A 23,475-nucleotide genomic window follows, 5' to 3' on the forward strand; every position below is an offset into this window, starting at 1 on the left:
TGGGGTGCGGCATTACGCAACCGATTTTTTTACAACATGACAAACATATTATTCCTGCTTGCTTGCCTGACAATGGGGGCTGCTTTCAAAAAAAGCGGCCTCCTCAAAGGCAATGCGCACGAAGTGATTAATCAGGTTATCTTATATGTTTGTTTACCCGCTGCTACGCTCATTTACGGCTCTGAAGCCAACCTGAACAGGCATGTGCTCATGCCCATACTGATGCCTTGGTGCTTATATGCCGCGGGGTTTCTTTTTTTCAAAGTAACGGGCAAACTCAACCGCACGCACCCTCACAGCGAAGCGGTATTGATTATGACCGCAGGCATCCCGAGCATCTCCTTTCTCGGGTTTCCCATTTTTGAACTTTTCTACGGTGCGGAGGGCTTGCGAATCGGAATTTTGATGAGTCAGGCCGGCTCTTTCATGGTTTGTGCAACCCTCGGAGTAATCACCGCCTCTTATTATGCTTCCAGCACACCTTCGTTCAAAAAAATATTGCTCAACGTATTGGGCTTCCCTGTTTTTCTGGCCTTTATATTTGCCATCGGCATTAATATGGCAGGGTTGGCCATACCGCCGCTTGCCAGAGAAGTCCTTCAAAAAATTGCGGCTCCGTTCAGTTTTCTGGCCTTGTTTTCAGTAGGTTTGCAGATAGACCTGTCGGGCAAACGCGCTCTGCTGAAGCATATTTACACGGGTTTAGGCTTCAAACTGCTGTTGGCACCTGTGCTGGTTTGGCTTGTGCTGTTCCCAATAGCGGGGCAAAAGGGTATGGTTGCCGAAATATGCGTTATCGGTGCAGCACTGGGGCCTATGAATACCGCTGCCATTATTGCCACGCAATATGGGCTCAATCCCCCGCTGGCCTCGGCTATGGTGGGTATCGGTTTGCCGCTCTCCCTGCTGACGGCATTGCCTGTTTACTACCTTTTACAATGGTTCAACTGATTTGGCGATATGAAAAAAATATTTACCAATCTTACCTTCTGGGTACTGACTGCCATCACGCTCGGTGTTCTTCTGGGGCATTTCTATCCGGAATGGGCGCTGGCCAAAATCATGGAAGCCCCCATCAAAACGCGTTTTTTGGGACAAGAGTTTGAAATAGGCGCAACGTTTAGCGAATTTTTAGGCAAAACCTTCATCAGTATTGTCAAAATATTCATTAACCCCATCATATTTCTTACCATCACGCTGGGCATTATCAGCATGGGCAACCTGAAAAAGGTAGGCAAAGTAGGTGCAAAGGCATTGCTTTATTTTGAAGTAGTAACAACCGTAGCGCTCATCATAGGCATTGCGGTAGCCAACATCATACGCCCCGGTGATGGCGTTGTTACCAATCAGGTGAAAGGAGGCGATATTTCCAAATATACGCAAGCCTCCGCCGAGTTTAGCTGGTGGCAGTTTTTTATGGATAACTCTACGCTGCAAGTGCTGGTGGTGGCCATTTTGTTCGGAACGTTTATGAGCAACTACTCCGGCAGGCAACAAATTATTGACTTTCTGAATCCAATTTCAAAAAAAGTATTTTGGGCGCTGCATAAAGTCATGCTGCTTGCTCCGATAGGTGCGTTTGGCGGCATGGCTTTTACCATCGGCAAATATGGCATCAAAACACTGCTGCCGCTTGCCAAACTGATGATTACGGTTTATACCACGATGGCGCTTTTCATTTTTGTTGTGCTGTGGTACATCATGCGCACATACCGCATCAGCTTGTGGAATTTTTTGAAATATATCCGCGATGAGCTGCTGATTGTGCTGGGAACTTCTTCATCGGAGGCTGCGCTGCCTTCCCTGATGGAAAAGCTGGAACGCATGGGCTGTTCAAAACCGGTGGTGGGGCTGGTTGTTCCCGCAGGTTACTCTTTCAACTTAGACGGAACGACTATTTATTTGTCAATGGCAGCTATTTTTCTTGCACAGGTATATAATGTACACTTAGATACCACACAAATACTGACCATCATCGGCATTCTGATGGTTACTTCCAAAGGTGCGGCAGGAGTTACGGGCAGCGGTTTCATTGTGCTTGCCTCTACGCTGACAGCCATCAAAGTCATTCCGATTGAAGGATTGGCACTGCTGCTCGGGGTGGACAGGTTTATGTCGGAGGCTCGCGCCATTACCAATTTTATTGGCAACGGAGTAGCTACGGTGTGGCTTGCCAACAACGAAAAAGAGTTTGACCGCGGGCAGATGGAAATTGCATTTAACAACCCGATTGCCAACCCGTCGGCTGAAAAACCCGCGCTTACGGAAAGCAAGGTATAAAAAAATAACCGAAAAGCCAACAGCTTTCCGGCTAAGTAACAGTTAATATATATTGAAGGTGATATGATGCGGCAAATGTATACAATAGTTTGCAAATAACTAAAAGCTCGCAAAATTTATTACATGCTATAAATCTTTCAGCACGCCACTGATGCCGCCGTCTATCTGAATATCGGCACCGTTGATAAAGCCTGCCTTGTCGGATGCCAGAAAAACGGCAACCTCTGCCACTTCATCGGGCTGCCCGATACGCCCCACGGGGTGAATCTCATTGAGTTTGCGGTAATCGTCAGGATTGGGGAAACCTGCCCGCAGCATGGGGGTTTCTATGGCTGCCGGGCTGATGGCATTTACACGGATGCGGCCTGCCAAATCAACCGCCAGCGCCTTTGTAAGCCCCACTAATGCCGATTTGCTCGTAGCATATGCCACAAAACGCGGCTTGGTCAGTTGCCTGTGGATACTTGCCACATTAATCACAGACCCTTTGGTTGCTTCCAAATGCGGCAAGCAATGCTGAATCAGCAAAAAAGGTGCGGTCAGGTTTACGTTCAGCGTGGTTTGCCACTGCTCTAATGTCAGGTCATCGGTTTTGTTCAACAACTGTTCGGCCGCATTATTGACCAAGCATTTCAGCGGGTATCGGCTGATAAGTTCGTCTAACGATTGCCCCAACTGTTGGCGATAGGCCTCATCGGTACAAAGGCGATTCAAGTCGGTTTGTATGTGTACATCGGCATTTTGCATGGGCTGCCGGTCTAAACCGATGGTAAAAAATCCTTCCCGTTTAAATAATCGGCAAATTTCTGCGCCGATTCGCCCCGAAGAGCCTGTAACAATTACGCTGTTCATGGTTACTGCTGTAATTTCCAAGGCTTCAAATCTATGATAAAAGTAGTTCCTTCGCCAACGCAGCTGCTGACATCTATTTTGCCTCCCAAAGCCGTAACCTGCGTTTTTACTAAGCAAAGCCCCAAGCCTTTGCCTTCTACATGAAAATGAAATCGTGCATAGAGTGAAAACAGTTTCTCGCCGTATGCTTCCAAATCTATGCCCAAGCCGTTATCTTTTACTTCTATGCGTGTGTATTTGCCATGCACACAACTTCTGACCTCAATAATGGGGCGACTTTGCGGTTGCCTGAATTTCAGTGAGTTACTAACAAGTTGATACAAAATACTAAACACATAAGGCTCGTAGGCAAACACGGCAGGCGCGCTCATAAAATCCGTTGTAACGATTGCCTGCAAGCGTTCTATCTCGCCTGCAAGCTGAATCTGCACCTTTTCCATTTCTTCGGCCAGCACCACTTTGGTTAGTATGTGGTTGCGGTTGTTGTTGATGTCAATAATTTGACTCATGTCGCGAATGACCGCATCTAACTCGTGGGTAGCATAAATCAGTTTGTAAATAATATCGGCTTCTTCTATGCTGATGGTTTGGAGCGGCATCAGTTCGAGCACTGCTCCCAAGCCCAAAACTCTTGCCGCCGGCCCGCGCAGGTTGTGCGCTATCATAAAAGCAAAGCGCTCTAACTGGTGCATGGAGTGAACCAATTCTTTGGTACGCGCTTCTACTTCCGATTCAAGCGTTTCTCGCTGCTTGTCGATCATCTGTTTGGCTTGTATCAGTTCTTTGTTTTGCTGCAACAATCGCTCGTTCTGGCTGCGGATTTCATCGGTCTGCCTGTTGATTTCAATGGTGCGCAGCCTTACTTCTTCTGCCAATTCGTGCTGGCGTTGCTTCAACTCCTGCACGCGCCACCGATAGAAGGCATAAGCAAGCCCTAATACAACCGCTGCCAGCCATCCGTAGGCCAAAGGGGTTTGCCAAAAAGGGGGCTTGATGCGAAAGGAAAACTCGGCTGCCTGCGGTGTCCAGTTTTTACCGTCTATGGATGCCCGCACCATGAAACGGTATTTATTGGGCGGCAGATTGGGGTAGTGCACCTCGTCTGTAACCGTAGCCGGCGACCAGTCTTTGTCTATTCCTTCCAGCATGTACTGATACGTTACCGCATCAGGATTGGTAAAGTAAATAGCGTGAAAACTGAAACTGAGGTGATTATCCTGATGATTCAGTGTCAAATTCAGCGGCAAACCGGCCGCATTTACACTGTCTGTATAATTTTTCCAATCAACCGATTTGTAAAAAAGGCTGATACTATTAATGTGTACTTGCGGCCAATAAGCCATCGGTTGGTCTTTTGCAGGTTGATAGGAAGTGATGCCCATTTGCGTGCTGAACCATATACGCCCGTAGTTGTCTTCCCAAATGCCGTTCAGGTTGGTTTCCATGCCAATAAAGCCCTCTTTGCGGCCATAGGAGCGTATTTCGGCAATCTCATTTTTGCTGTTGAAACTAATCCGATTGATACCCTTTTCGGCACCTACCCACAACCTGCCCTTGCTGTCGAGTTTCATCTGGTAAATGTTGCCGGAATTGAGCCCGTCGGCTTGGTTGTAATAATGCCGTTTGAATGAGCCGTCGGGTTGGAGCATTATTTTAACAAGACCCGCACCTGCCGTTCCTAACCAGATGGTTTTAGCATCGGTGTAGGCAATAGCCCTGACCATAATTTTTGCCAGCGAATCCCCGGGCAAAAAAAGACGGTAGGCCTTGTTGTCTGTAATAACACTTACGCCGCCGTCAATATTGCCCGTCCATATGCCGCTGTCGGGAATTTCGGCAAGTGCGATAACGCTTCCTGGAAGTCCGGCGGTTGAGTCGTTCCAATAACGGATGCTTTTACCGTCCCACATGGCTGCTCCGTGTGTGCGGGTAGCAAACCACAAACGCCCGCGGCTGTCTTCCAATATGCTGAAAATGCGTTCGTTAGGCAGTATTTTATCGGGAACGAGTTGCTCAAACTTGCCGTTGTTCGTGTAAAAAACCCCGTTTCGTGCCGATGCAAGCCACATTTTGCCTTTGCGGTCGGGCGTGATGGTAAAGTGGCAATTGTCTTTCAGCCCTTTTTGAAAATTGTAGTTCTGAAATTTTTTGCCGTCAAATTTATAGACCCCGTGCCCGTAAGATGCCAGCCAGAAGGTTTTTGTTGCCGGGTCTTGGGTAATGCCAAAAATATCGTGCGTTAAACCCGAGCTTGCGGTATAATGCAGAAAAGGGTTTTTAGGATTAATCCGCAGGATGCCGCTGCGCGTACCTACCCATATGTTATCCTCGCGGTCTTGCAGCAAACTAAGTAAAGAGGTATTCGCAATACCGTTTTCATCTCTGTAAGTCGTAAAATTCGTTCCGTCAAAAAATGCCAACCCTTCTGTTTCCGAGCCAATCCAGATATTGCCCTTATTGTCAGGGAGCAGCGCCCTGATTTCTTTCACGGGAACTTCCGCTGAAAAATCAACCACATTGCGCTGGGTTTTGCTGAATCGGTACAAATCATTGAGTGTTGCTACCCAGATTTGTCCTTCGGGGTCGCGTGCAATAGCCGAAATGCGCGTACCGTTCAGCCCTTTGAGCAAAACAGGACGTGCAATTGACTGATTGACAATTTGATAGATACCCTGCGCAGTACCGACCCAAAGCACCCCTTCTTCGTCTTCACAGATGCTGTAGATTCGGAACAACCGCTCTTCGTCCAAGGCAACAAATTGCAGATTGCCATTGACCAGTAGAAATAAGCCGCGCTCTGTACCTACCCACAGGTTGCCTTTTTGGTCTTCACAAAGCGCATCTACAGCAAAACCTCCTTGGGTGAGTGGTTGGAAGTTGTTGAACCGATTGCCGTTGAAATAGCTCAAACCGTTGCGTGTGCCAATCCACAAATGCCCCTTGCTGTCTATCAGCAATCGGGTGGCAAGGTCGCTGACTAAACCATCGCGTTGGGTGTATGTTTTGAAGCGTTTACCGTCAAAACGGGTAATACCGCTTTGAGTCGCAATCCATAGGTAACCGTCCTTATCTTGCACCATGTGGTTGCCGTTGGCCTGTGGCATCCCTTCGGCTATGCCATATTGGCGCACGTCCAGCAATTGTGCGGCTGTATGTGCGGCAAATAAATACACAACAGCCATTGATAGAATGGCTCTTTTTGCACTTTGAAGCCGTATTTGCCAATACATCACCGCATTTTTGCATTAAAAATGGAGCGCCACAGTTGTATCATTCAAAAAAATCATGGAAATATGCTATCTTACAACTGTATGGTTTCGTTAATCTATGCAGAATAATTGACAAATACAATTTTCTGAGCGTTTGCTCAAAAACTATTTCAGCGCCTGTTCTATCTGCCGCAAAGCCTGTTCTATGTTCCGATTGTCGGGGCGCTTGCGGTAAGCAGCTTGCAGATAGGGCTGTGCTTTGATAAACCATCCGCGCACTTGTTGCATAATAGATGCGCCCCGTTCCTGCCGTTGCTGCGGGGGCAGGCGACGGAGCGATTCGTTCACACTGACGGCACGGTTGTAGTACAACACGCCAAGTGCATAATTGGCGCGGTAGTAATCGTTTTGCAGTGCAATGGCCTGCAAATAGCTCGCTTCGGCCTCATCGGGGCGCTGCAACAGCTCCAAATTTTCGCCCCTTGCCGTATGCAACCATACATTATCGCGGTGGCGGAGGGCATAGTCATCCAGCAGTGCCAACGCACCCGCATAGTCTTTTTGTTGTTGCAGTGCGATGTAGTCTTGCACAAATCCTGTGGGCATTCCGGTCATGCTGTCCACGCGGACTCGGCTGTCGGGGCGAGTAACATATTTGGCACCTCCCTGATAATTAATGAAATAGGTCAGCATTTGGCGCAGTTCGCGGACAGTATCGGAGGCCGCAGCAAAAATATCCAGTCTGTACGATTGCCCCTGTTGCAAACTGTCAATCGAGATGCTTACATTGCCCCATCTGTTCTGAATACCCTCACTTATTTCGCGCTGTCGGCCGTCGGCAGTGCCTACTACTGCCATAAAAACAGCCGTTGGCAGCGTTCGCAAACGAATTTGCAGACTGTCGCGCGAAGTTTCAATAATCAGTTCACGGGCGTTGTGGAGCAGTTGCGGCTGTAATTCGCTGAAAATAGGATACACAATCGGTTTGCGCTCAAATTCATGCAGTGTAATGGGGCGTTCTAACAGTTGCCAACGCTCCTCCTCGGGAAAATGCGTAAACGAAAGGTCTTCGGGGGAAATCATGAAATACGTATCGTTGGGCAACTGGTTCTTACCGTCGCCTGCGCCCCATGTGACATCTACCAGTTCCCAGTGGCCGTCAATACGCACCGCATTCCACACGTGGTTGGGGCGAGCAATCTCATCGCCGACTTCATATTGTATGCCCTTTACCACGCCTCGCACCTGCACGCACGCCAAGCCTGCCTCGCGGGCAAGCAAGTGATACAACGCGGCAAAACCTTCACAAACGGCTTTTTTTCGCTGTAGCACCGCCGCCGGGCTTTGGTCAGGATTTACGGGGGCGCGGTATGCCTCCCAATCGTAGCTGATATTGCGGGTAATCCATTGGTAAATCGCATATGCCCTGTCCTGCTCGGCAGGGATGTCGCGGCGCAATTGCCTGCCCCACTCCTGCGGCGTGAGCGTTTGTGCATGAACCGTTCGGATGAGCAAACCTATTGCCAATACCGAAAAATACTTCCACGTTGCCATACAATGAAATGATACTGCCTAAACCGTGCTAAAATGATGTCTATACTAACAACGTCAAATCTTTTTAGTAACCTTGCGCAAAAGAAAATTACTCGGACAGCTGCATGAGTACCAAAGTTATCTCATTTGTAACCCTGAAAGGCGGTTCCGGCAAAACAACCCTGCTAATGCTGACTGCCGCTGCCATCCACAACCGAACAGATAAGAAGTTGCTCGTGATTGATTCTGACCCGCAACTTTCCGTCAAACAGATTTTTCTTCAAGAAAACAACCCAAAATCGTTTGATGTTTTTGCCATCAATTGGGCGCAGCCTAATCCGCAGGAATATTTTGATAAAGTACTGACGCTTGCCAAGCGAAAATACGACCTGATTTTCATGGACTTACCGCCGGGCAGAATCACCGACCCGACCATTTATTACAGCATCATGGCATCCGATATCCTGATTGTGCCTGTAGTTGCCAGCCAATTGGATATCAACGCCACCACTGCCTTTCTGGAACAACTGCCCGAACTGAAAAAAGACCGCCCGTTGAAGCCCTTAGAAGTTTTCGGAATAATCAACAAGCAAGACCAAAGCATTGAGTACAAACATTTGTCTAAATTGGCAGGTATTGGCGGGCTGGAAATTTTCTACTCTACGCTTTCCAACTTGGTGCGCTACAAGCGCGGTGTATCTACGTTCAAAGACATTGCCAATCCTGCCGACGCAAACGATGAATTCAATCGTTATTTTGACGAATTCCGACTGAAATGTTTCATTTAAATTTGGAACAATATTTTCGGTAGCAAACCGGAATTAACTTGTTTTACCCCCGATGAAAAAAAATAGTTTATCCGTTGCTTGGCTCATCGGCTGCCTGATGATGAGCCTTTTGGCATATGCACAGCCCAAAACACGCTTCTTTTTTGACGAAGGCGAGCGCCTGATGCGCGCCGGCAAATACGAAGCCGCCATTGCCAGCTATACACAGTCGTTAAAGTTGAAAGATAACTTCATCGTATTCAACAGCCGCGGCATGGCCTACGAACGGCTTGGCAAGTTTGAAGAAGCACTCGCCGATTACAACAAAGCGCTGGCAAACTTTGAACAGGAACGTGCCAAACGCAAAATGGAGTCTGACTATACGCCCACCTACCATTTCAATGCAGGAAACGCCAATTTCGGACTGAAGCGCTACAAAGAAGCTGTTAAGCACTACAATACCTTTATTTCCATAGCCACTGCCCAGCGCGATATAGAGGCTGCTCAAAAAGCATATATCAATCGCGGCCTTTGTATGGAAGCCGCCAAAGACTTTGAAGCTGCCAAACAGAACTACACTAAACTCATCAGCATATCGCCCAAATATGCACCTGCCTACGTTCGGCGCGGCATCATTTTTAACTCCGAAAATGATTTTGATGCTGCCATGCAGGATTTTGACAAAGCCATTGCCCTCAACCCACAGGAAAAAACAGCCTACCTCCATCGGGCAGAGTTAAAATTGAACACCAAAGGGCCGGCCGATGCACTGCCCGACTACAACTCCTACCTGAATCTAGCACCCAACGACCCTATCGCTCTCCAATCAAGAGCCACCATACTGATAGGTATGGAACAGTTCAAGGAGGCCATCAAAGACTACAACAAACTGTTGAGCCTGCAACCCAAAGCGGTAAATATACTGACGGCACGCGCCAAAGCACATAAATTAGACCGCAACCCCGAAGCCGCCATTGCCGACTATACCGCTGCATTGGCACTGCAACCCAATAATCTTCAAGTAATGTTAGACCGCGCTGCGCTTTACCGAAGCACCGGAAGGCTCAACGAAGCACTTGCAGACCTGAATAAGGTATTAGAAGTGCACACGGCCAATGCTTTTGCCTACGACCTGCGCGGGCGCACTCTCCGCGGACTTGGCAAGTTGGAAGAAGCGCTGAAAGATTACAACAAAGCCATCAGCTTAGACGATAAGCAAGCCGACTTTTTCAATAACCGCGGATATCTGTACAACCAAATGAAAAAATATGCAGAAGCTGTAAAAGATTTTGATAAAGCTATCAACTTAGATGCCAACTTTGCCTATGCCTATAACAACCGCGCTATTGCCCATTATCACCTGAACCAACTGCCTCAGGCGCAAGCCGATACGCGAAAATCGCTGGCATTAGACCCCGAAAATGCTTTTGCCTACCACACCTTGGGGCTCATCCTTCTGAAAGAAGGCAAAAAACAGGAAGCCATCCAAGCGCTGGAAAATGCCCTGCGATTAAAACCTGATAATCAAGAATTTGCGGCCACACTGGCAGAAGCAAGAAAGTAACCAAGCAATACGCACGTGAAAATAAAAGTCCTGAAAGCACCTCTGCCTTTCGGGACTTTTGCTTTATCATAGCACCACCTCTCCAACTTAAAGGAAGCAATTGCGATAAATACGGCCGTGTTTTATAAAAATTGCCTTATCCTGCTGCACACACACCCATACTCCAATCCAACATTAGCACTTTACAGGCATTACACACGGTTTTGGCAAGCATTTTCAGGTCATAAATTTTGCGTATAACGAAAAATAGCAATACATTTATTATTGCAACTGCCGACTTACCATCGGTGAATTATTCTTTTGTCTCACTAAACTAAAACCTCCCATGCCAAACTTAGTAGCCGAATTGAACAGTTTAGACTTTAGCGTCTACATAGGCGGGCCGCTGCAGGCAGCAGTACAAGCCCAAAATGCAGCATCAATGGCGCAAGCGAGCTTTATACAAGCCGTAGGCTTTGAAACCATCCAAACAGATTCCGGTACCGCTACTCGGTTGCGATACGTAGATTTTTCTTTCAAAAAATCTGTCGCCAACCCGGACTACGGTAAAACCTTAGAACAACTCAAACAGGAAGGGAGGGTTCCAAGTTCAGCAACCGCTATACCCGGTAACATCAAGGTAAGCGAGCGTTTTCTTGAAAACGATGTAACAATCAAGGTGCCGTTCCTAACCATGCTGACCCTGCCTGCCCTGCGAATCGAGGAACTTACCATCGATTTCAATGCGAAACTGACTTCTACGGAAACTTCCAATGTTTCCAGCGAGTTTGCGGCCAATGCAGAATTAGGCATTAATTACAAGATAGTCAATTTTAAAGCATCCGCATCATACAAACGGACTTCTACGAATGGTACAAGTGTAGAAAAAACCTACAATATGGGCGTTCGTGTCAGAGCAATTAACGATGAAATTCCTGCCGGTTTAGACAGAATCCTTACCATGCTCGAAGACAGTATTGCCAGCGTTAACGGCTGATGGTTTCATATTGTTTTTCCGATAAACAAAACTGTACGGGCAGCACAACTTGGATCATGTGCGCAATCGCCATTGAGCAGATGCCGGAGCAACAGTCTGCCCGTCAGTCTAACTAACAGATTATCAACATGCCAACCCTGAATGAATACCTTGGTAGTATTGTGTCAAGTATTACCAATGCCAGAATGATGTCCGACGTACAAACCGTAAAAGTGGCGGAAGAATATGCTAAACATAATCTTCTCAAACACTTTTCCATCCCCAGAATGAAAATTGCCGACGTTGAAATGACAATTCCCGTGGCGTTGGAAGAACTCCGCGAAAAAACAATCGCGGCATTTGAACCTATTGACAGCAAAAAAATCAGCAATATTGTTTACAATGAACTCATCAAAAACTTGTCACTTTCAAGACTGAAAAGCGACATCAGACATTCCGTGCAAGATAAAATTTACCGACTGACATTAGATTTTGAACAAAGTCTTCAAACAACCAACGACCTGAGTTATTTGAAAAAATACTGCTACGAAGTGGTCAGCATAGAAAAAGAACTTTTTCAGAGTAGAGACGGCTTAAAAAGAAAGATTGAAATCAACGAGCTCCCGCTTCACCTTGAAAAAATAATTTTACCGGAAATTAAGGTTGTCAATCAAAAGAAAGTGATTGAAGATTTAAACGTGATAGTTGAATCGCACAGATTGAGGGAGCAAAAAGCAGAAAATATTATCTACATCAAACTCAAAATCAGGGAAGACGGCATGGAATGGGACAGGGCAGAAAAAGCAGACGGAAGCGTAGAATCGAAGTTACTACCCGAATAAATACTCTCAGTCGGCTATATGATAAGAAAATCGGCAATACAGTTAGCAAGTGCTTTGAACGCAAAGCTCATTGAGTTCCCCAAAATTGTAACCGGACTTGAACAAAAAGACATAGATTTTCTGAACGTTTTTTTGTCATGGATAAAGTCATGTGAGGAAATACTTGCAGCACATAATATCAGTTCGGTTGCTGAATTGGCAGGACTCAGAGGGAAGATTATTGCTGCCAAATTTTCCGACAATAATAGCACAACCTCAGCTAAAAAGATACAGCAAAAAGTTGCGGCAGAATGCCTTTTTGATGCTCAAAAAATCGTTTTAGAAACCTTGAAACCTCTCGAGTTCAAATTAAATGAGTGTCGGGAGTTACTAAGACAACTGCTGCTCATTATTGCACAGACAAATGCCGTCAAATATGAAGACCATTTGCCGTTTGCTGCTTTTTTAGACAACATTTGGCAATTTATCATATCCAACGAGCAGCTGAAACCCGGAGCGGTAAAACTAAAAACCTTATTAACAGCTTCGGATATTCAGTTGCTTATGGCAGAAGAAATTAATATGGAAGATTTTACAAGCTAACAAACAGGCATGATGCGTTGAAAATTGCTTACCTGTTTTCTGCGCAACCACTTATACAAAGCACAAGTGGTTTGCAAAAAAAGTTATGCAAATTATTAAAAAGCAAAATAAATAAACCTGACAGGTACGTATAAAAAACGCACATGTGCAATTAAGACCGTCTATAATAGCGTTTACATTCGCGCACGACGTTTCCATGCAGAAGTTGCTGCCGTAGTTGGCGGGGCAGTTGCGATAACGGCAGGCGTGCCGGTTCCTTGTGCTAACAGGAAAGCAGCCAATGCCGCTGCCACGCGCTCCTCTTCGGGGCGGTTAGTACTTTGCAGAACCTCAGGGGTGAAATATTTTTCTACAAACTTGGTGTCAAATTGTCCGCTGATGAATGCCTCGTGGTTCAGTACGTAGGTACAGAAACCGAGCGTCGTCTGAATACCCGTAATTTGGTATTCCTCAATTGCCCGCAGCATTTTAGCAATGGCTTTGTTGCGGTCTTCGGCGTGGACAATCAGTTTGGCAATCATCGGGTCGTAGTAAATCGGGATGTCCATGCCTTGCTCGAAGCCGTCATCTACGCGGATGCCCGGCCCTTGCGGGCGCACGTAGGTATGCAGCTTGCCGATATCGGGCAGGAAGTTGTTGGCAGGGTCTTCGGCACATACGCGCACCTCAATGGCATGACCTTTAATTTGCAGGTCTTCCTGACGAATTGCCAATGCGTGCCCTTCGGCAACCAAAATTTGCTGACGCACCAAATCTACACCCGTAATCATCTCCGTAACGGGGTGCTCCACTTGCAGGCGCGTATTCATTTCAAGGAAATAAAACTCCAGCTTGTCATTGACGATAAATTCTACCGTTCCCGCACCGTAGTAGTTGCAGGCTCGCGCCACATCTACGGCACATTTGCCCATTGCTGCGCGAATTTCGGGAGTCAGCACGGCGGAAGGCGCTTCTTCTATCACCTTCTGATGGCGGCGCTGGATGGAGCACTCGCGCTCGAACAAGTGGATGATATTGCCGTGTTTATCGCCCAGCACCTGAATCTCGATATGTCGCGGTGCGGTAACAAATTTTTCAATGAAAACTGCCCCGTCGCCGAACGCTGCCTGTGCTTCGCTGATGGCGCGATGCATTTGCTCCTCAAATTCTTCTTCGTGGTGCACAAGGCGCATCCCTTTGCCGCCGCCGCCTGCACTGGCTTTAATCAGCACGGGGTAGCCGATTTCCGCCGCGCGCTGTTTAGCTGCCGCAATGTCGCTAATGGCTTCCTCTGTGCCGGGCACAAGCGGAATGTTATAGCGTTTGGCGGCCAACTTGGCTGAAAGTTTGCTGCCCATCATCTCGATAGACTCGGGCGAAGGGCCGATGAAAATCAGCCCTGCTTCGCTGACCTTGCGCGAAAAAACAGCATTCTCGGAAAGAAAACCGTAGCCCGGATGAATGGCATCTACGCCCATTTGCAGGCTGATTTCAATGAGTTTATCCATCAGCAAGTAAGATTGGGCAGAGGGCGGAGGGCCAATGCAAACAGCCTCATCGGCAAAACGCACGTGCGGCGCATTGCGGTCGGCTTCGCTGTACACAGCAACGGTTTGAATACCCATTTCGCGTGCGGTACGCATCACACGCAATGCAATTTCGCCACGGTTGGCAACCAGAATCTTATGTATCTTGCGCATATCGGTCAGGAATGTGAGCAAAGCTAAGCGCAAACGGTCGCAAAAAAAAATTTTTGCCTAAGGCTTGCACGAACCAAAATTTCCCTTTTGTTTTGTGCCACTGTTCGCCCAGGTGGCGGAATCGGTAGACGCGCTGGTCTCAAACACCAGTGGTAGCAATACCGTGCCGGTTCGACCCCGGCCCTGGGTACAGCAACAAGCCATCATCTCAACGGTGATGGCTTTTTTATTTGCAACAATAAAAAACGGGTACCGCCAAAACTTGGAGATACCCGTTTCTACGTGCGCACACGAAATTCTCTTACATTTTCACTACTCTGCCTGAACCTGTTGCATTTACATCAACACGTGCAGGATTGCCGCGATAATAAACCGACCCGCTACCCGAAAGCCTTGCAGTGAGGCTGCTGTTTACTGCTATATTAGCATTTCCGCTACCGGAGATTATCATACGTGCAACTTCGGTGTTTAGTGTTGCTGCGTGATAGCTGCCGGAGCCGGTGATGGTTGCATCTTGCTGCATGGCACGGTTAAAGAGTGTTACAGAACCAGAACCGCTTATTTCAGTACGCACAGATGCTGCATTTAAGCCAAGACTGACACTGCCGGAGCCGGTATTTACTACCACTATCGAGCCGGTTTGCCAAATATCACTGCTCATAATATTTCCTGAACCGGACGTAGTTACTTCGTTCAGTTCGGGCATGGTAAGGTAAACAGCAACTTCCTGACGTGTTGTCAGACATCCAATCATATCTACCTCAAGGGTTGCGCCGTTGAGTCGGGTACGCACATTGGGCAAAATATTACTCTCTGCACGTACACTGACTGAATAAGAAGGGCCTCGGCTGATGTAGATATTTGCAGAAGAAGAGTTTCTGACTTTTTGGAAGTTTGCATGGTTGCGCGTTTCGGTCATGGTAATACCGTTGCCGCTGATGCAACCATTGGAAATAAAATCACCAATGCTGATAAAACAACTTTGAAGGCCGACCGCTATAAAGGCAATCAGCAAAAGGGACAGTCCCCGTTTCATAATGAGTAAAGTTTAAGTTAAAAATTTAATTTTGACGATTCACGCGATTATACGCACGTTTTAAAGACAGGGTTGCAAGGATAAAGGTTGCCGAGGCGTACTAAAAATTCAATACCCGCAGTGCATCTGCTTTATCGCGGTACAATTGATGTTGCATACTCTCCAAGCTGTCAAATTTTTCTTCGCCGCGCAGGTATGCTATCAGCTCAACTTGTAAAAAAGAGTCGTATATTTCTTCGTTAAAATCAAAAATATTAACCTCAATGGTGCGTTCTAACTGGCTGCCCAAAGTAGAACGAACGCCGATGTAGAGCATTCCATTGTATGTTGCCTGATTCAGGCGTACGCGCACGGCGTAAATACCGTCTTTGGGGATGAGTTTGTAGCTTTCACTGATGTACAGATTGGCGGTCGGGAAGCCGATGGTGCGCCCCAACTGATTGCCTTTCACTACTTTGCCGCAAAGCGTATAAGGTGCTGCCAAATAGCGATTGGCGGTTGCAATTTCGCCTTGTAACAGTGCATGGCGTATTTTGGTACTGCTGACACCAACTTGCTCTATATCCTGACGGGGGATTTCTTCCACAGCAAAGCCAAAGTGCTCTTCATTGGCTTTCAAAAAGTTGAAGTCGCCTGCGCGGTTTTTCCCGAAGCGGTGGTCATAGCCAATAATCAAACGCCGCGTATTGAGTCCGTTTATCAGTATTTGCTGTACGTACTCCTCGGGTGTCAGCGTGGAAAAGGTTTTATCAAACGGCAATACGACCAATCGGTCAATGCCAATGGCTGCCAGTGCTTCGGTTTTTTCGGCCAGCGTAGAAAGCAGTTTCAGGTCTTGCTGCTCAGGGAAAAGTACCAAGCGCGGATGCGGCCAAAAAGTAATGACCACGCTCTCGGCATTGGGGTCAAACTGCTTGATTTGGCGTGCCTCGGCCACTAACGATGACAGAATTTTGCGATGCCCGACATGCACCCCGTCAAAAGTACCTTCCGTAACAATGGCATATGAAGGAGGTCTGTGCCCCGCTATTCCGTGCTGGACTTTCATTCTGTGGTTCGTTGTGCTTTAATTGCTTCAATGAGTTCGGGTAACTGCCAAGCGCTTTCCACCGCAAAATCGCCGATGCGAGTGCGCCGCAGACTGCCTAAGTATGCCCCCACCCCCAGTGCCTGTCCGAAATCGTGTGCCAAGCTGCGGATGTATGTGCCTTTGGAGCATACCACGCGAAAATGAACTACGGGGAAGGTAATTTGTTCCAGTTCAAAGCTGAAAATTTCTACCGGGCGCGGCTTGAGCGCTACCTCTTCGCCTCGACGGGCTTTCTTGTAGAGTCGTTCGCCATCCACTTTGATAGCTGAAAAAACAGGGGGCAATTGCTCAATGGCACCCTTGAAACGGTTGGCAGCCTCGCGGAGCATCGCCTCGGTCAGGTGGCTGATGTCCACAGCCTCGGTAGGTTCGGTTTCTGCATCGTAGGAAGGGGTTGTTTGCCCTAACACGATTGTGCCTGTGTATTCTTTTACCTGCGCCTGATAGCTTTCTATCAGTTTGGTTTTTTTTCCTGTACAAAGAATCAGCAAACCGGTTGCCAGCGGGTCTAACGTACCCGCATGACCAATTTTCTTTTGCCGGATGGCATAGCGAATTTTATTGACAACGTCAAAGGAAGTCCACTCGGCGGGTTTATCTACCAGCAGTACTTCTCCTGTTTCAAAATCAAATGGCGGCATAACGCAAAGTTATACCATAAATTAACATATCGGTTGGGGATATTGCTTATGCTTGTTGCCGGGTGCTATATTCAACAAACCATTGCAAAGCAGAAGCCATCGTATCGGTATAATGCAGTTCAAATTTGAAGCCCATGCTTTGCAAGCCTTTGACAACTAAGGGCGTAGTCATGCGCTGCACCAAATTTTGTGACTGCACAACTATGCATCGGTAAGTTTTGTCGGCCTGCCTCAAAATACGCGGCGCGTAAATACCTGTAAACCAAGCCCTTCCAAGTGCAGGGTCGTATTCCAAAGCGGAGTAGTCGTAGATAATATCAAAACAGCCGGTGCGCTTATTAACCGCAAATGCTTCTTCAAATCCTGCTTTGTACTCGTCTAATTCTATGCGCCCTTTCATGCGGTAAATAATCACCCGCGGCGACTCCTGCAACAAAATTTCAATATTACCGCTTGGGCTTTGATAAAGTAGCGTTTGATTGTTCATTCAGCTTATTAAAAAAACGACGCAAAATTACATATGTGGGATTGGCCAACCAAATAACTCATATTAAGCCTTGTTTAATTTTTTGCCCCCTTACAAGTTTTCTATGTTGGCTAAGTAATACTCTGCCTGTGCCAGAATTTTTTCCCGCTCAGCATTTGCCATTTTGTCCCATGTTACGTACATCATGCCTATGCGGGGGTTGCGTGCCAATTTTTCGCGGTGGCGCTCATAAAAATGCCAGTAAAGACTGTTAAACGGGCAGGCGCGGTCGCCGTGTTTCAGGTCTTTGCTGTAATGGCAACTCGTGCAGTAATCACTCATTTTGTGCATGTAGTTGGCACTGCTCACATAGGGCTTCGTACCGACCATGCCGCCGTCGGCAAACTGACTCATGCCGCGAGTATTGGTAATTTCTACCCATTCGATGGCATCTATGTAAATGCCTAAGTACCAGCGGTCTACCTCGTCGGGGTGGATACCTGCCAGCAATGCAAAATTGCCTGTAACCATCAACCGTTGGATATGGTGTGCATAGGCCTTTTGCAAGGACTGCCCGATGGCATGTTTGAGGCAGTTCATGTTGGTTCGGGCGTTCCAATACCATTGGGGCAGTGGGCGTTCGTGCCCAAAAAAGTTGAGTTCGGCATAGCGGGGCATCTGCGCCCAATACACACCGCGCATATATTCGCGCCAGCCGATAATTTGCCGCACAAAGCCTTCTATTTGCGCCAAACTGATGCGCGATTGATGATTACGCCAATGACTGACCGCTGCCTCAACAACTTCCAGCGGATGCAACAACTTTACATTCATTGCAAATGAAAGCCGCGAATGGAACAAATACGGATAACGACTTGCCATTGCGTCCTGATAGCTGCCAAATTCGGGCAAGCCGTAACGACAGAAATGAGCTAAAAGTTGCAAATTTTCTTCACGGGTGGTAAACCATTCAAAAGCCTCTATTTTAACGCTGCCAATTGTAGTAGGAGCTGCCTGTAAAACATCATGGTAAACTTCATTGACAACTTGCAACGAAGTTTCGGAAGGTTTCAGCGCAGGAGGCACAGGTGTTTTTCCGTCGTATTTTTTGCGATTCTCTGCATCGTAATTCCACTTGCCGCCTTCGGGTTCGCCCGATTCGTCAAGTAAAATTTTGTATTTCTTCCGCATGGCGCGGTAAAATGTTTCCATCAGGTAAGTTTTCTTACCTTTAAAAATTTCGGCCAGTTCCTCGCGACGCGTGAGAAAATGTTCGCTGTCGGCCATGTATGAAGGAATCGGCAACTGTCGGCAAAATTCAGCCAAATACACATCTAACCTGTACTCATCGGGTTGCTGGTATTCAAAGCGCTCTGCCCCGATGGCCTGCATAATTGTTGTAAGATTATCGGCAAAATTTTGCTTGTTATTTTTATCATTGATTGTCAAATAAATCACTCTATGACCTTTTTGCCTTAGCTCATCGGCAAACTGCCGCATGGCTGCAAAAAAGGCAGTGATTTTCTGTATGTGATGCAGCACATAATCCGTTTCTTGACGAATTTCCATGAGTACATACGTTACATCGGGCGCAACATTGGCAAACCAACTGTGTCGGGCATTGAGCTGGTCGCCAAGCAAGAGGCGTAAGGTCATGCTTTTATTTTGATTGATTACGTTATCAACACGCAAAAAACATTTATGTTTTGCAACCATTAAACCCGCAGACAAAGAGGCTGTCTTATTTGAAAAACATACCTATGAAAACCTTTTTTATCGCTTCTGCGGCCTGCTGCCTGCTCGCCATTGCTTCCTGTCAAAAAAATACGCCTTCTCCTGCCCCCAGTCCTTCTTCATCGTTGTATTTTCCGCCTGTAAGCGGCAATACATGGGAAACCGTATCGCCTGCATCTCTGCGCTGGAACGAGGGAGAACTCAATAACCTCTTCACGTTTTTGCAGCAAAAAAATACAAAAGCATTTATTGTTCTGAAAGACGGAAAGATTGTTGTGGAGCGTTATTTCGGCCGTTTTACAGCGGACAGCGTCTGGTATTGGGCATCGGCAGGCAAAACTCTGACCGCTATGTTGGTAGGTATCGCACAAAAAGAGGGGCTTTTGCGCATCAGCGACCGCACATCGCAATATTTGGGCAACGGTTGGACTTCGCTGCCTGCCGACAAGGAAAACCTCATCACCATTCGCCATCAACTCACGATGACTACCGGGCTGAATGATGCCGTGCCCGATGATGACTGCACGCTCCGCCAATGCCTGCAATATACGGCAGATGCCGGTACGCGATGGGCGTATCACAACGCCCCCTACACCCTGTTGGAGCGAGTGGTGGAAACGGCAGCCCGCACCGACTACAACACCTACTTTCAGCGAACTATTCGCAACCGCATAGGAATGGGCGGATTATGGGTCAAAACGGGTTTCAATAACGTTTACTTCAGTAATGCACGCAGCATGGCGCGTTTCGGCCTGTTGCTGCTCAATCGCGGCAAATGGGGCAGCACTCCGATTTTAGATGATGACAATTATTTTAACGACATGATTAACAGCTCCCAGCCACTCAATTTGTCCTATGGCTACTTGACTTGGCTCAATGGCAAAAGTTCGCATATGCTGCCAACCGTGCGCTTTGTATTCAACGGCGCGATGGTGCCCAACGCACCTGCCGATATGTATGCTGCTTTGGGAAAAAATGACCAGAAAATTTACGTAGTTCCTTCGCAAAATCTCGTTGTTATCCGCATGGGCGAATCGGCAGGTAACGTACAGTTAGCCGTTTCAAGTTTTGACAACGAACTCTGGGGGCAACTGAATAAGGTAATCCGATAGTTTTTGCGTATTTTTATTCGCATCATTTTTTCTTCTTATTCAGTCAATTGATACAGGCATGGCAAGTGATAATAACAACAGCGATGACAAAAAATTCTTGGAAGGCCCCCGCAGCAGGCAGGCTGAATTTATTTTTACGCTGAGAGTTTTGGCTGACTTTATTCGCGGCTTTCGCAAGTTGCACTTCATAGGCCCTTGCGTAACCGTATTTGGCTCGGCGCGATTTGATGAGCATCACCCCTACTACTTACAAGCGCGGGAAGTAGGTCGCCAATTGGCCAAAATGGGCTTTACCGTAATGACAGGCGGTGGGCCGGGCATTATGGAAGCGGCCAATCGCGGAGCCAAAGAGGCAGGAGGTTACTCTGTCGGTTGCAATATACAACTGCCACATGAACAAGCGCACAATCCCTATATGGATAGGTGGGTAACTATTGAGCATTTTTTTGTTCGGAAAGTACTGCTGCTGAAATATTCCTATGGCTTTGTCGTCATGCCGGGCGGTGCCGGCACAATGGATGAATTTTTTGAAACACTTACACTCATCCAAACCAAAAAAATCGCCAATTTTCCTATTGTACTCATTGGAGGGGCTTACTGGAAGCGATTGATTGACTTTATGCAGATGATGGTAGAACAGGGAACCATCAGCCCCGAAGATATGGACTTAATTTGTCTGACTGATTCCATAGAGGAAGCAATGGCGCACATTAAAAAATATGCCATTGACCGCTTCAACCTTACCTATCGCCGCATGAAACCCATGCCGTGGTTAGGAGAACAAATCGCCAAAGTGAGAATGAAGTTGGAGGTATAATGTAAGCAATCATAAAAAAATCCGCACCGATAGACCCCGATGCGGATTTTTTATACCCTTATGTCGCTTGCTTACAAAGCAGCTTTCAGCGCTTCATTCAGTTTTGGCACTACCTCAAAAGCATCACCGACAATGCCGTAATCGGCAGATTTGAAGAAAGGTGCTTCGGGGTCTTTATTGACCACCACAATCACTTTGGAAGAGTTTACCCCCGCCAAGTGCTGGATAGCCCCCGAAATACCGATAGCAAAATACAGGTTCGGGCTTACTTTGATGCCTGTTTGTCCTACGTGCTCGTGGTGCGGTCGCCAGTCCATGTCGCTCACAGGCTTAGAGCAGGCAGTTGCAGCGCCCAGCGTTTTGGCCAATTCTTCAATCATGCCCCAGTTTTCAGGCCCTTTCAAGCCGCGACCGGCAGAAACCACGATGTCAGCTTCGGGCAGCAAAATTTCACCGGTTTGCTTTTTCACTTCTTTCACCGTGATTTTGCTTGCGCTGATATTGGCGTTGAATGATTCTACTGCCAGCGTCTTGTTGTATTCTTTTGTGCCGGAAGCATTTTTCTTGATGCTCAACACTTTTACGTTGCTGTGCAGCGATACCTGCGTAATGGCTTTACCTGTGTAGGCAGCACGGGTTACAACAAAACCGTTGCTCAAATCGGGCAGCGCGGTAACGTTGGTTGCTACCGATGCTTTGAGTTTTACGCCAATCATCGGCACGGCCAAATCGGCATTGATAGATTTTGCAGTAACTACCACAGCGGCATTTTCCTGTTGCGCAGCAGCGGCCACAAGTTCGGCAATTTCGCTGCTTTGATTAACAGTACCGCCAAAGTGCAGCACCTTGTCTGCACCAAACTTGGCTAATTCGCCTGCATGGTCGGCTGACAAATCAGCAGCGGCAACAGCCACGGCTTTACCGCCCAGCATTTCGGCAACGGCAGCACCATAGCTCACCGCTTCCAAAGAAGATTTTTTTGCAGCACCGTTTTCGGCTTCTACATATATCAATACATTGCTCATTTTCAGACAGTTATTTAGTGGTTGAAATTACAGAACTTTTGCTTCTTCGCGCAGCAGGCGCACCAGCTCACCGATGTTGTCTTTGTCAATCATCTTCACGCTGCTGCGTTGCGGCGGCATTTCGTATTTGGTGATGTGGGTGTAGTTTTCCACTGCCACAGGTTCTACCACTTTGAGCGGCTTGGTCTTAGCCGACATAATGCCGCGCATATTAGGGATTTTCCACTCGGCAATCGGCTCTTGGCAGCCTGCCACAAAAGGTGTCGCTACTTCCACTACCTCTTTGCCTCCTTCAATTTCACGCTGCATCACGGCTACATTGCCGTTCAAATCCAGCTTCATGCAAGGCACCACGCAAGGCAGCCCCAGCATTTCGGCAACCATGCCGTGCACCTGTCCGCCGTTGAAGTCGCTGCTTTCGCGACCCATCAGAATCAGGTCGTAGTTTTCCTGCTTGGCAATGGCTGCAATTTGTGAAGCTACATAAAAGGCATCGTGTGGGTGCGCATTCACGCGGATAGCATCGTCTGCGCCGATAGCCAGTGCCTTGCGAATGGTAGGCTCTGTGTCTGCCAGACCTACGTTCAAAACAGTCAGCTTGCCTTTGGTTTCATCGCGCAACTCTACGGCACGCGCCAAAGCAAAATCATCGTAAGGTGCAATCACAAAGCTGATACCGTTCAGGTCGGGCTGTCCGTCTTTAAACGGAATCTTAGCATTGGTGTCCGGTACGTGGCTGATACAAATTAAGATTTTCATATCGTTAGGCTAAAGGGAAAGATGAATTTTCGGTGTACTTTATTTGTTTTGCGAATTAAGCCAACCTTTGGGTGAAATCAAAGGATTTGCCCAAAAATATTATGCTTGCATAACATTTTTCTAAACCACATTGTTTGATGAAACCCGAAGAAAGATTGCAGGAATTGCTGCAAATGCTTGAAAATGAGCCTGATGATGCTTTTCTGATTTATGCCGTTGCTACGGAATACCGCAAAAGCAACCCTGCCAAAGCCCTGCAAATGCTGGAACAACTTGCCGCCAACCAACCCGATTATACGGCTACTTATTACCATTTGGCAGCCATGTACCGCGAAGCCGGGCGCAACGATGAGGCAAGAGCTACTTATGAGAAAGGCATTGCCGTTTGCCAAAAAATGCAAGACCGCCACGCCCTCAACGAACTGCAACGTGCCTACAGGCAGTGGCTGGATGACTTAGAAGATTAGCCCCTGCTGCTTTTTTCGTACATTTGCTTAACTTCAAAAGCGTTGATGCAGGCTTTACTCACATA

The 23,475-nt window shown here is 47.4% G+C and carries 21 protein-coding genes and 1 tRNA gene; 11 read left to right on the forward strand and 11 right to left on the reverse strand.

Translation table 11 applies throughout. The features are described 5' to 3' along the window. Nucleotides 1-36: 36 nt before the first annotated feature. A complete protein-coding gene (locus NDK19_RS09170; RefSeq protein WP_250631576.1) occupies nucleotides 37-951 on the forward strand; it encodes an AEC family transporter in 915 nt (304 codons plus the stop codon). 9 nt (nucleotides 952-960) lie between these two features. Next, entirely contained in the window at nucleotides 961-2,280 is a 1,320-nt protein-coding gene (locus tag NDK19_RS09175) for a cation:dicarboxylate symporter family transporter (protein WP_250631577.1), read from the forward strand. A gap of 126 nt (nucleotides 2,281-2,406) precedes the next feature. Here the strand turns inward: NDK19_RS09175 and NDK19_RS09180 are convergent, their stop codons facing one another. From NDK19_RS09180 to NDK19_RS09190, 3 genes are all read right to left on the reverse strand, one after another. Further along, nucleotides 2,407-3,153, reverse strand: a complete 747-nt coding sequence (locus NDK19_RS09180) for an SDR family NAD(P)-dependent oxidoreductase (protein ID WP_250631578.1) — start codon at nucleotides 3,151-3,153, stop codon at nucleotides 2,407-2,409. Then, entirely contained in the window at nucleotides 3,135-6,314 is a 3,180-nt protein-coding gene (locus NDK19_RS09185; RefSeq protein WP_250631579.1) for a sensor histidine kinase, read from the reverse strand. Before NDK19_RS09185 ends, NDK19_RS09180 begins: the two co-directional genes overlap by 19 nt. A gap of 192 nt (nucleotides 6,315-6,506) precedes the next feature. After that, on the reverse strand, nucleotides 6,507-7,895 hold the full coding sequence (locus tag NDK19_RS09190) for a transglutaminase domain-containing protein (RefSeq protein ID WP_250631580.1): 1,389 nt from the start codon (nucleotides 7,893-7,895) through the stop codon (nucleotides 6,507-6,509). 104 nt (nucleotides 7,896-7,999) lie between these two features. Between NDK19_RS09190 and NDK19_RS09195 the strand changes: the two genes are divergently transcribed. The 5 genes from NDK19_RS09195 to NDK19_RS09215 all read left to right on the forward strand — a co-directional run bounded on the left by NDK19_RS09195 (nucleotide 8,000) and on the right by NDK19_RS09215 (nucleotide 12,584). Next, a complete protein-coding gene (locus NDK19_RS09195; RefSeq protein WP_250631581.1) occupies nucleotides 8,000-8,662 on the forward strand; it encodes a ParA family protein in 663 nt (220 codons plus the stop codon). 52 nt (nucleotides 8,663-8,714) lie between these two features. Beyond that, on the forward strand, nucleotides 8,715-10,205 hold the full coding sequence (locus NDK19_RS09200; RefSeq protein ID WP_250631582.1) for a tetratricopeptide repeat protein: 1,491 nt from the start codon (nucleotides 8,715-8,717) through the stop codon (nucleotides 10,203-10,205). Between the two features lie 325 nt (nucleotides 10,206-10,530). Continuing rightward, complete coding sequence (locus tag NDK19_RS09205; protein ID WP_250631583.1) at nucleotides 10,531-11,181, forward strand: DUF2589 domain-containing protein; 651 nt, start codon at nucleotides 10,531-10,533, stop codon at nucleotides 11,179-11,181. Between the two features lie 128 nt (nucleotides 11,182-11,309). Beyond that, on the forward strand, nucleotides 11,310-12,002 hold the full coding sequence (locus NDK19_RS09210; RefSeq protein ID WP_250631584.1) for a hypothetical protein: 693 nt from the start codon (nucleotides 11,310-11,312) through the stop codon (nucleotides 12,000-12,002). 18 nt (nucleotides 12,003-12,020) lie between these two features. Continuing rightward, complete coding sequence (locus tag NDK19_RS09215; protein WP_250631585.1) at nucleotides 12,021-12,584, forward strand: hypothetical protein; 564 nt, start codon at nucleotides 12,021-12,023, stop codon at nucleotides 12,582-12,584. A 173-nt stretch (nucleotides 12,585-12,757) separates the two neighbouring features. Here NDK19_RS09215 and accC read toward each other — a convergent pair whose 3' ends face one another. Continuing rightward, entirely contained in the window at nucleotides 12,758-14,263 is a 1,506-nt protein-coding gene (gene accC / locus NDK19_RS09220; RefSeq protein WP_250631586.1) for an acetyl-CoA carboxylase biotin carboxylase subunit, read from the reverse strand. Nucleotides 14,264-14,369: 106 nt separating this feature from the next. On the opposite strand from accC, the gene NDK19_RS09225 reads away from it, so the two are divergent. Further along, nucleotides 14,370-14,453, forward strand: a tRNA-Leu gene (locus NDK19_RS09225). 111 nt (nucleotides 14,454-14,564) lie between these two features. Here NDK19_RS09225 and NDK19_RS09230 read toward each other — a convergent pair. The 5 genes from NDK19_RS09230 to NDK19_RS09250 all read right to left on the reverse strand — a co-directional run bounded on the left by NDK19_RS09230 (nucleotide 14,565) and on the right by NDK19_RS09250 (nucleotide 19,152). Then, nucleotides 14,565-15,299 (reverse strand): head GIN domain-containing protein, encoded by a 735-nt coding sequence (locus NDK19_RS09230; RefSeq protein ID WP_250631587.1) that lies wholly within the window; start codon nucleotides 15,297-15,299, stop codon nucleotides 14,565-14,567. 100 nt (nucleotides 15,300-15,399) lie between these two features. Beyond that, nucleotides 15,400-16,347, reverse strand: coding sequence for a bifunctional riboflavin kinase/FAD synthetase (locus NDK19_RS09235; RefSeq protein WP_250631588.1), 948 nt, complete (start codon nucleotides 16,345-16,347; stop codon nucleotides 15,400-15,402). Continuing rightward, the gene (truB, locus tag NDK19_RS09240) at nucleotides 16,344-17,030 is read right to left on the reverse strand and encodes a tRNA pseudouridine(55) synthase TruB (protein ID WP_250631589.1); all 687 of its coding nucleotides are present in this window, start codon (nucleotides 17,028-17,030) and stop codon (nucleotides 16,344-16,346) included. The genes NDK19_RS09235 and truB overlap by 4 nt, the downstream gene beginning before the upstream one ends. Before the next feature lie 46 nt (nucleotides 17,031-17,076). After that, entirely contained in the window at nucleotides 17,077-17,517 is a 441-nt protein-coding gene (locus NDK19_RS09245) for a hypothetical protein (RefSeq protein WP_250631590.1), read from the reverse strand. A gap of 90 nt (nucleotides 17,518-17,607) precedes the next feature. After that, entirely contained in the window at nucleotides 17,608-19,152 is a 1,545-nt protein-coding gene (locus NDK19_RS09250; protein ID WP_250631591.1) for a cryptochrome/photolyase family protein, read from the reverse strand. Nucleotides 19,153-19,256: 104 nt separating this feature from the next. On the opposite strand from NDK19_RS09250, the gene NDK19_RS09255 reads away from it, so the two are divergent. Then, nucleotides 19,257-20,342, forward strand: a complete 1,086-nt coding sequence (locus tag NDK19_RS09255; RefSeq protein WP_250631592.1) for a serine hydrolase domain-containing protein — start codon at nucleotides 19,257-19,259, stop codon at nucleotides 20,340-20,342. Nucleotides 20,343-20,400: 58 nt separating this feature from the next. Further along, on the forward strand, nucleotides 20,401-21,159 hold the full coding sequence (locus tag NDK19_RS09260; RefSeq protein ID WP_250631593.1) for an LOG family protein: 759 nt from the start codon (nucleotides 20,401-20,403) through the stop codon (nucleotides 21,157-21,159). Nucleotides 21,160-21,230: 71 nt separating this feature from the next. Here NDK19_RS09260 and NDK19_RS09265 read toward each other — a convergent pair whose 3' ends face one another. After that, nucleotides 21,231-22,184, reverse strand: a complete 954-nt coding sequence (locus tag NDK19_RS09265; RefSeq protein ID WP_250631594.1) for an electron transfer flavoprotein subunit alpha/FixB family protein — start codon at nucleotides 22,182-22,184, stop codon at nucleotides 21,231-21,233. 27 nt (nucleotides 22,185-22,211) lie between these two features. Next, a complete protein-coding gene (locus tag NDK19_RS09270) occupies nucleotides 22,212-22,943 on the reverse strand; it encodes an electron transfer flavoprotein subunit beta/FixA family protein (RefSeq protein WP_250631595.1) in 732 nt (243 codons plus the stop codon). A gap of 137 nt (nucleotides 22,944-23,080) precedes the next feature. On the opposite strand from NDK19_RS09270, the gene NDK19_RS09275 reads away from it, so the two are divergent. Continuing rightward, entirely contained in the window at nucleotides 23,081-23,410 is a 330-nt protein-coding gene (locus tag NDK19_RS09275; protein ID WP_250631596.1) for a tetratricopeptide repeat protein, read from the forward strand. The last annotated feature ends 65 nt before the right edge of the window (nucleotides 23,411-23,475 follow it).

Origin of the sequence: Rhodoflexus caldus (assembly GCF_021206925.1) — a bacterium.
Lineage (GTDB): Bacteria > Bacteroidota > Bacteroidia > Cytophagales > Thermoflexibacteraceae > Rhodoflexus > Rhodoflexus caldus.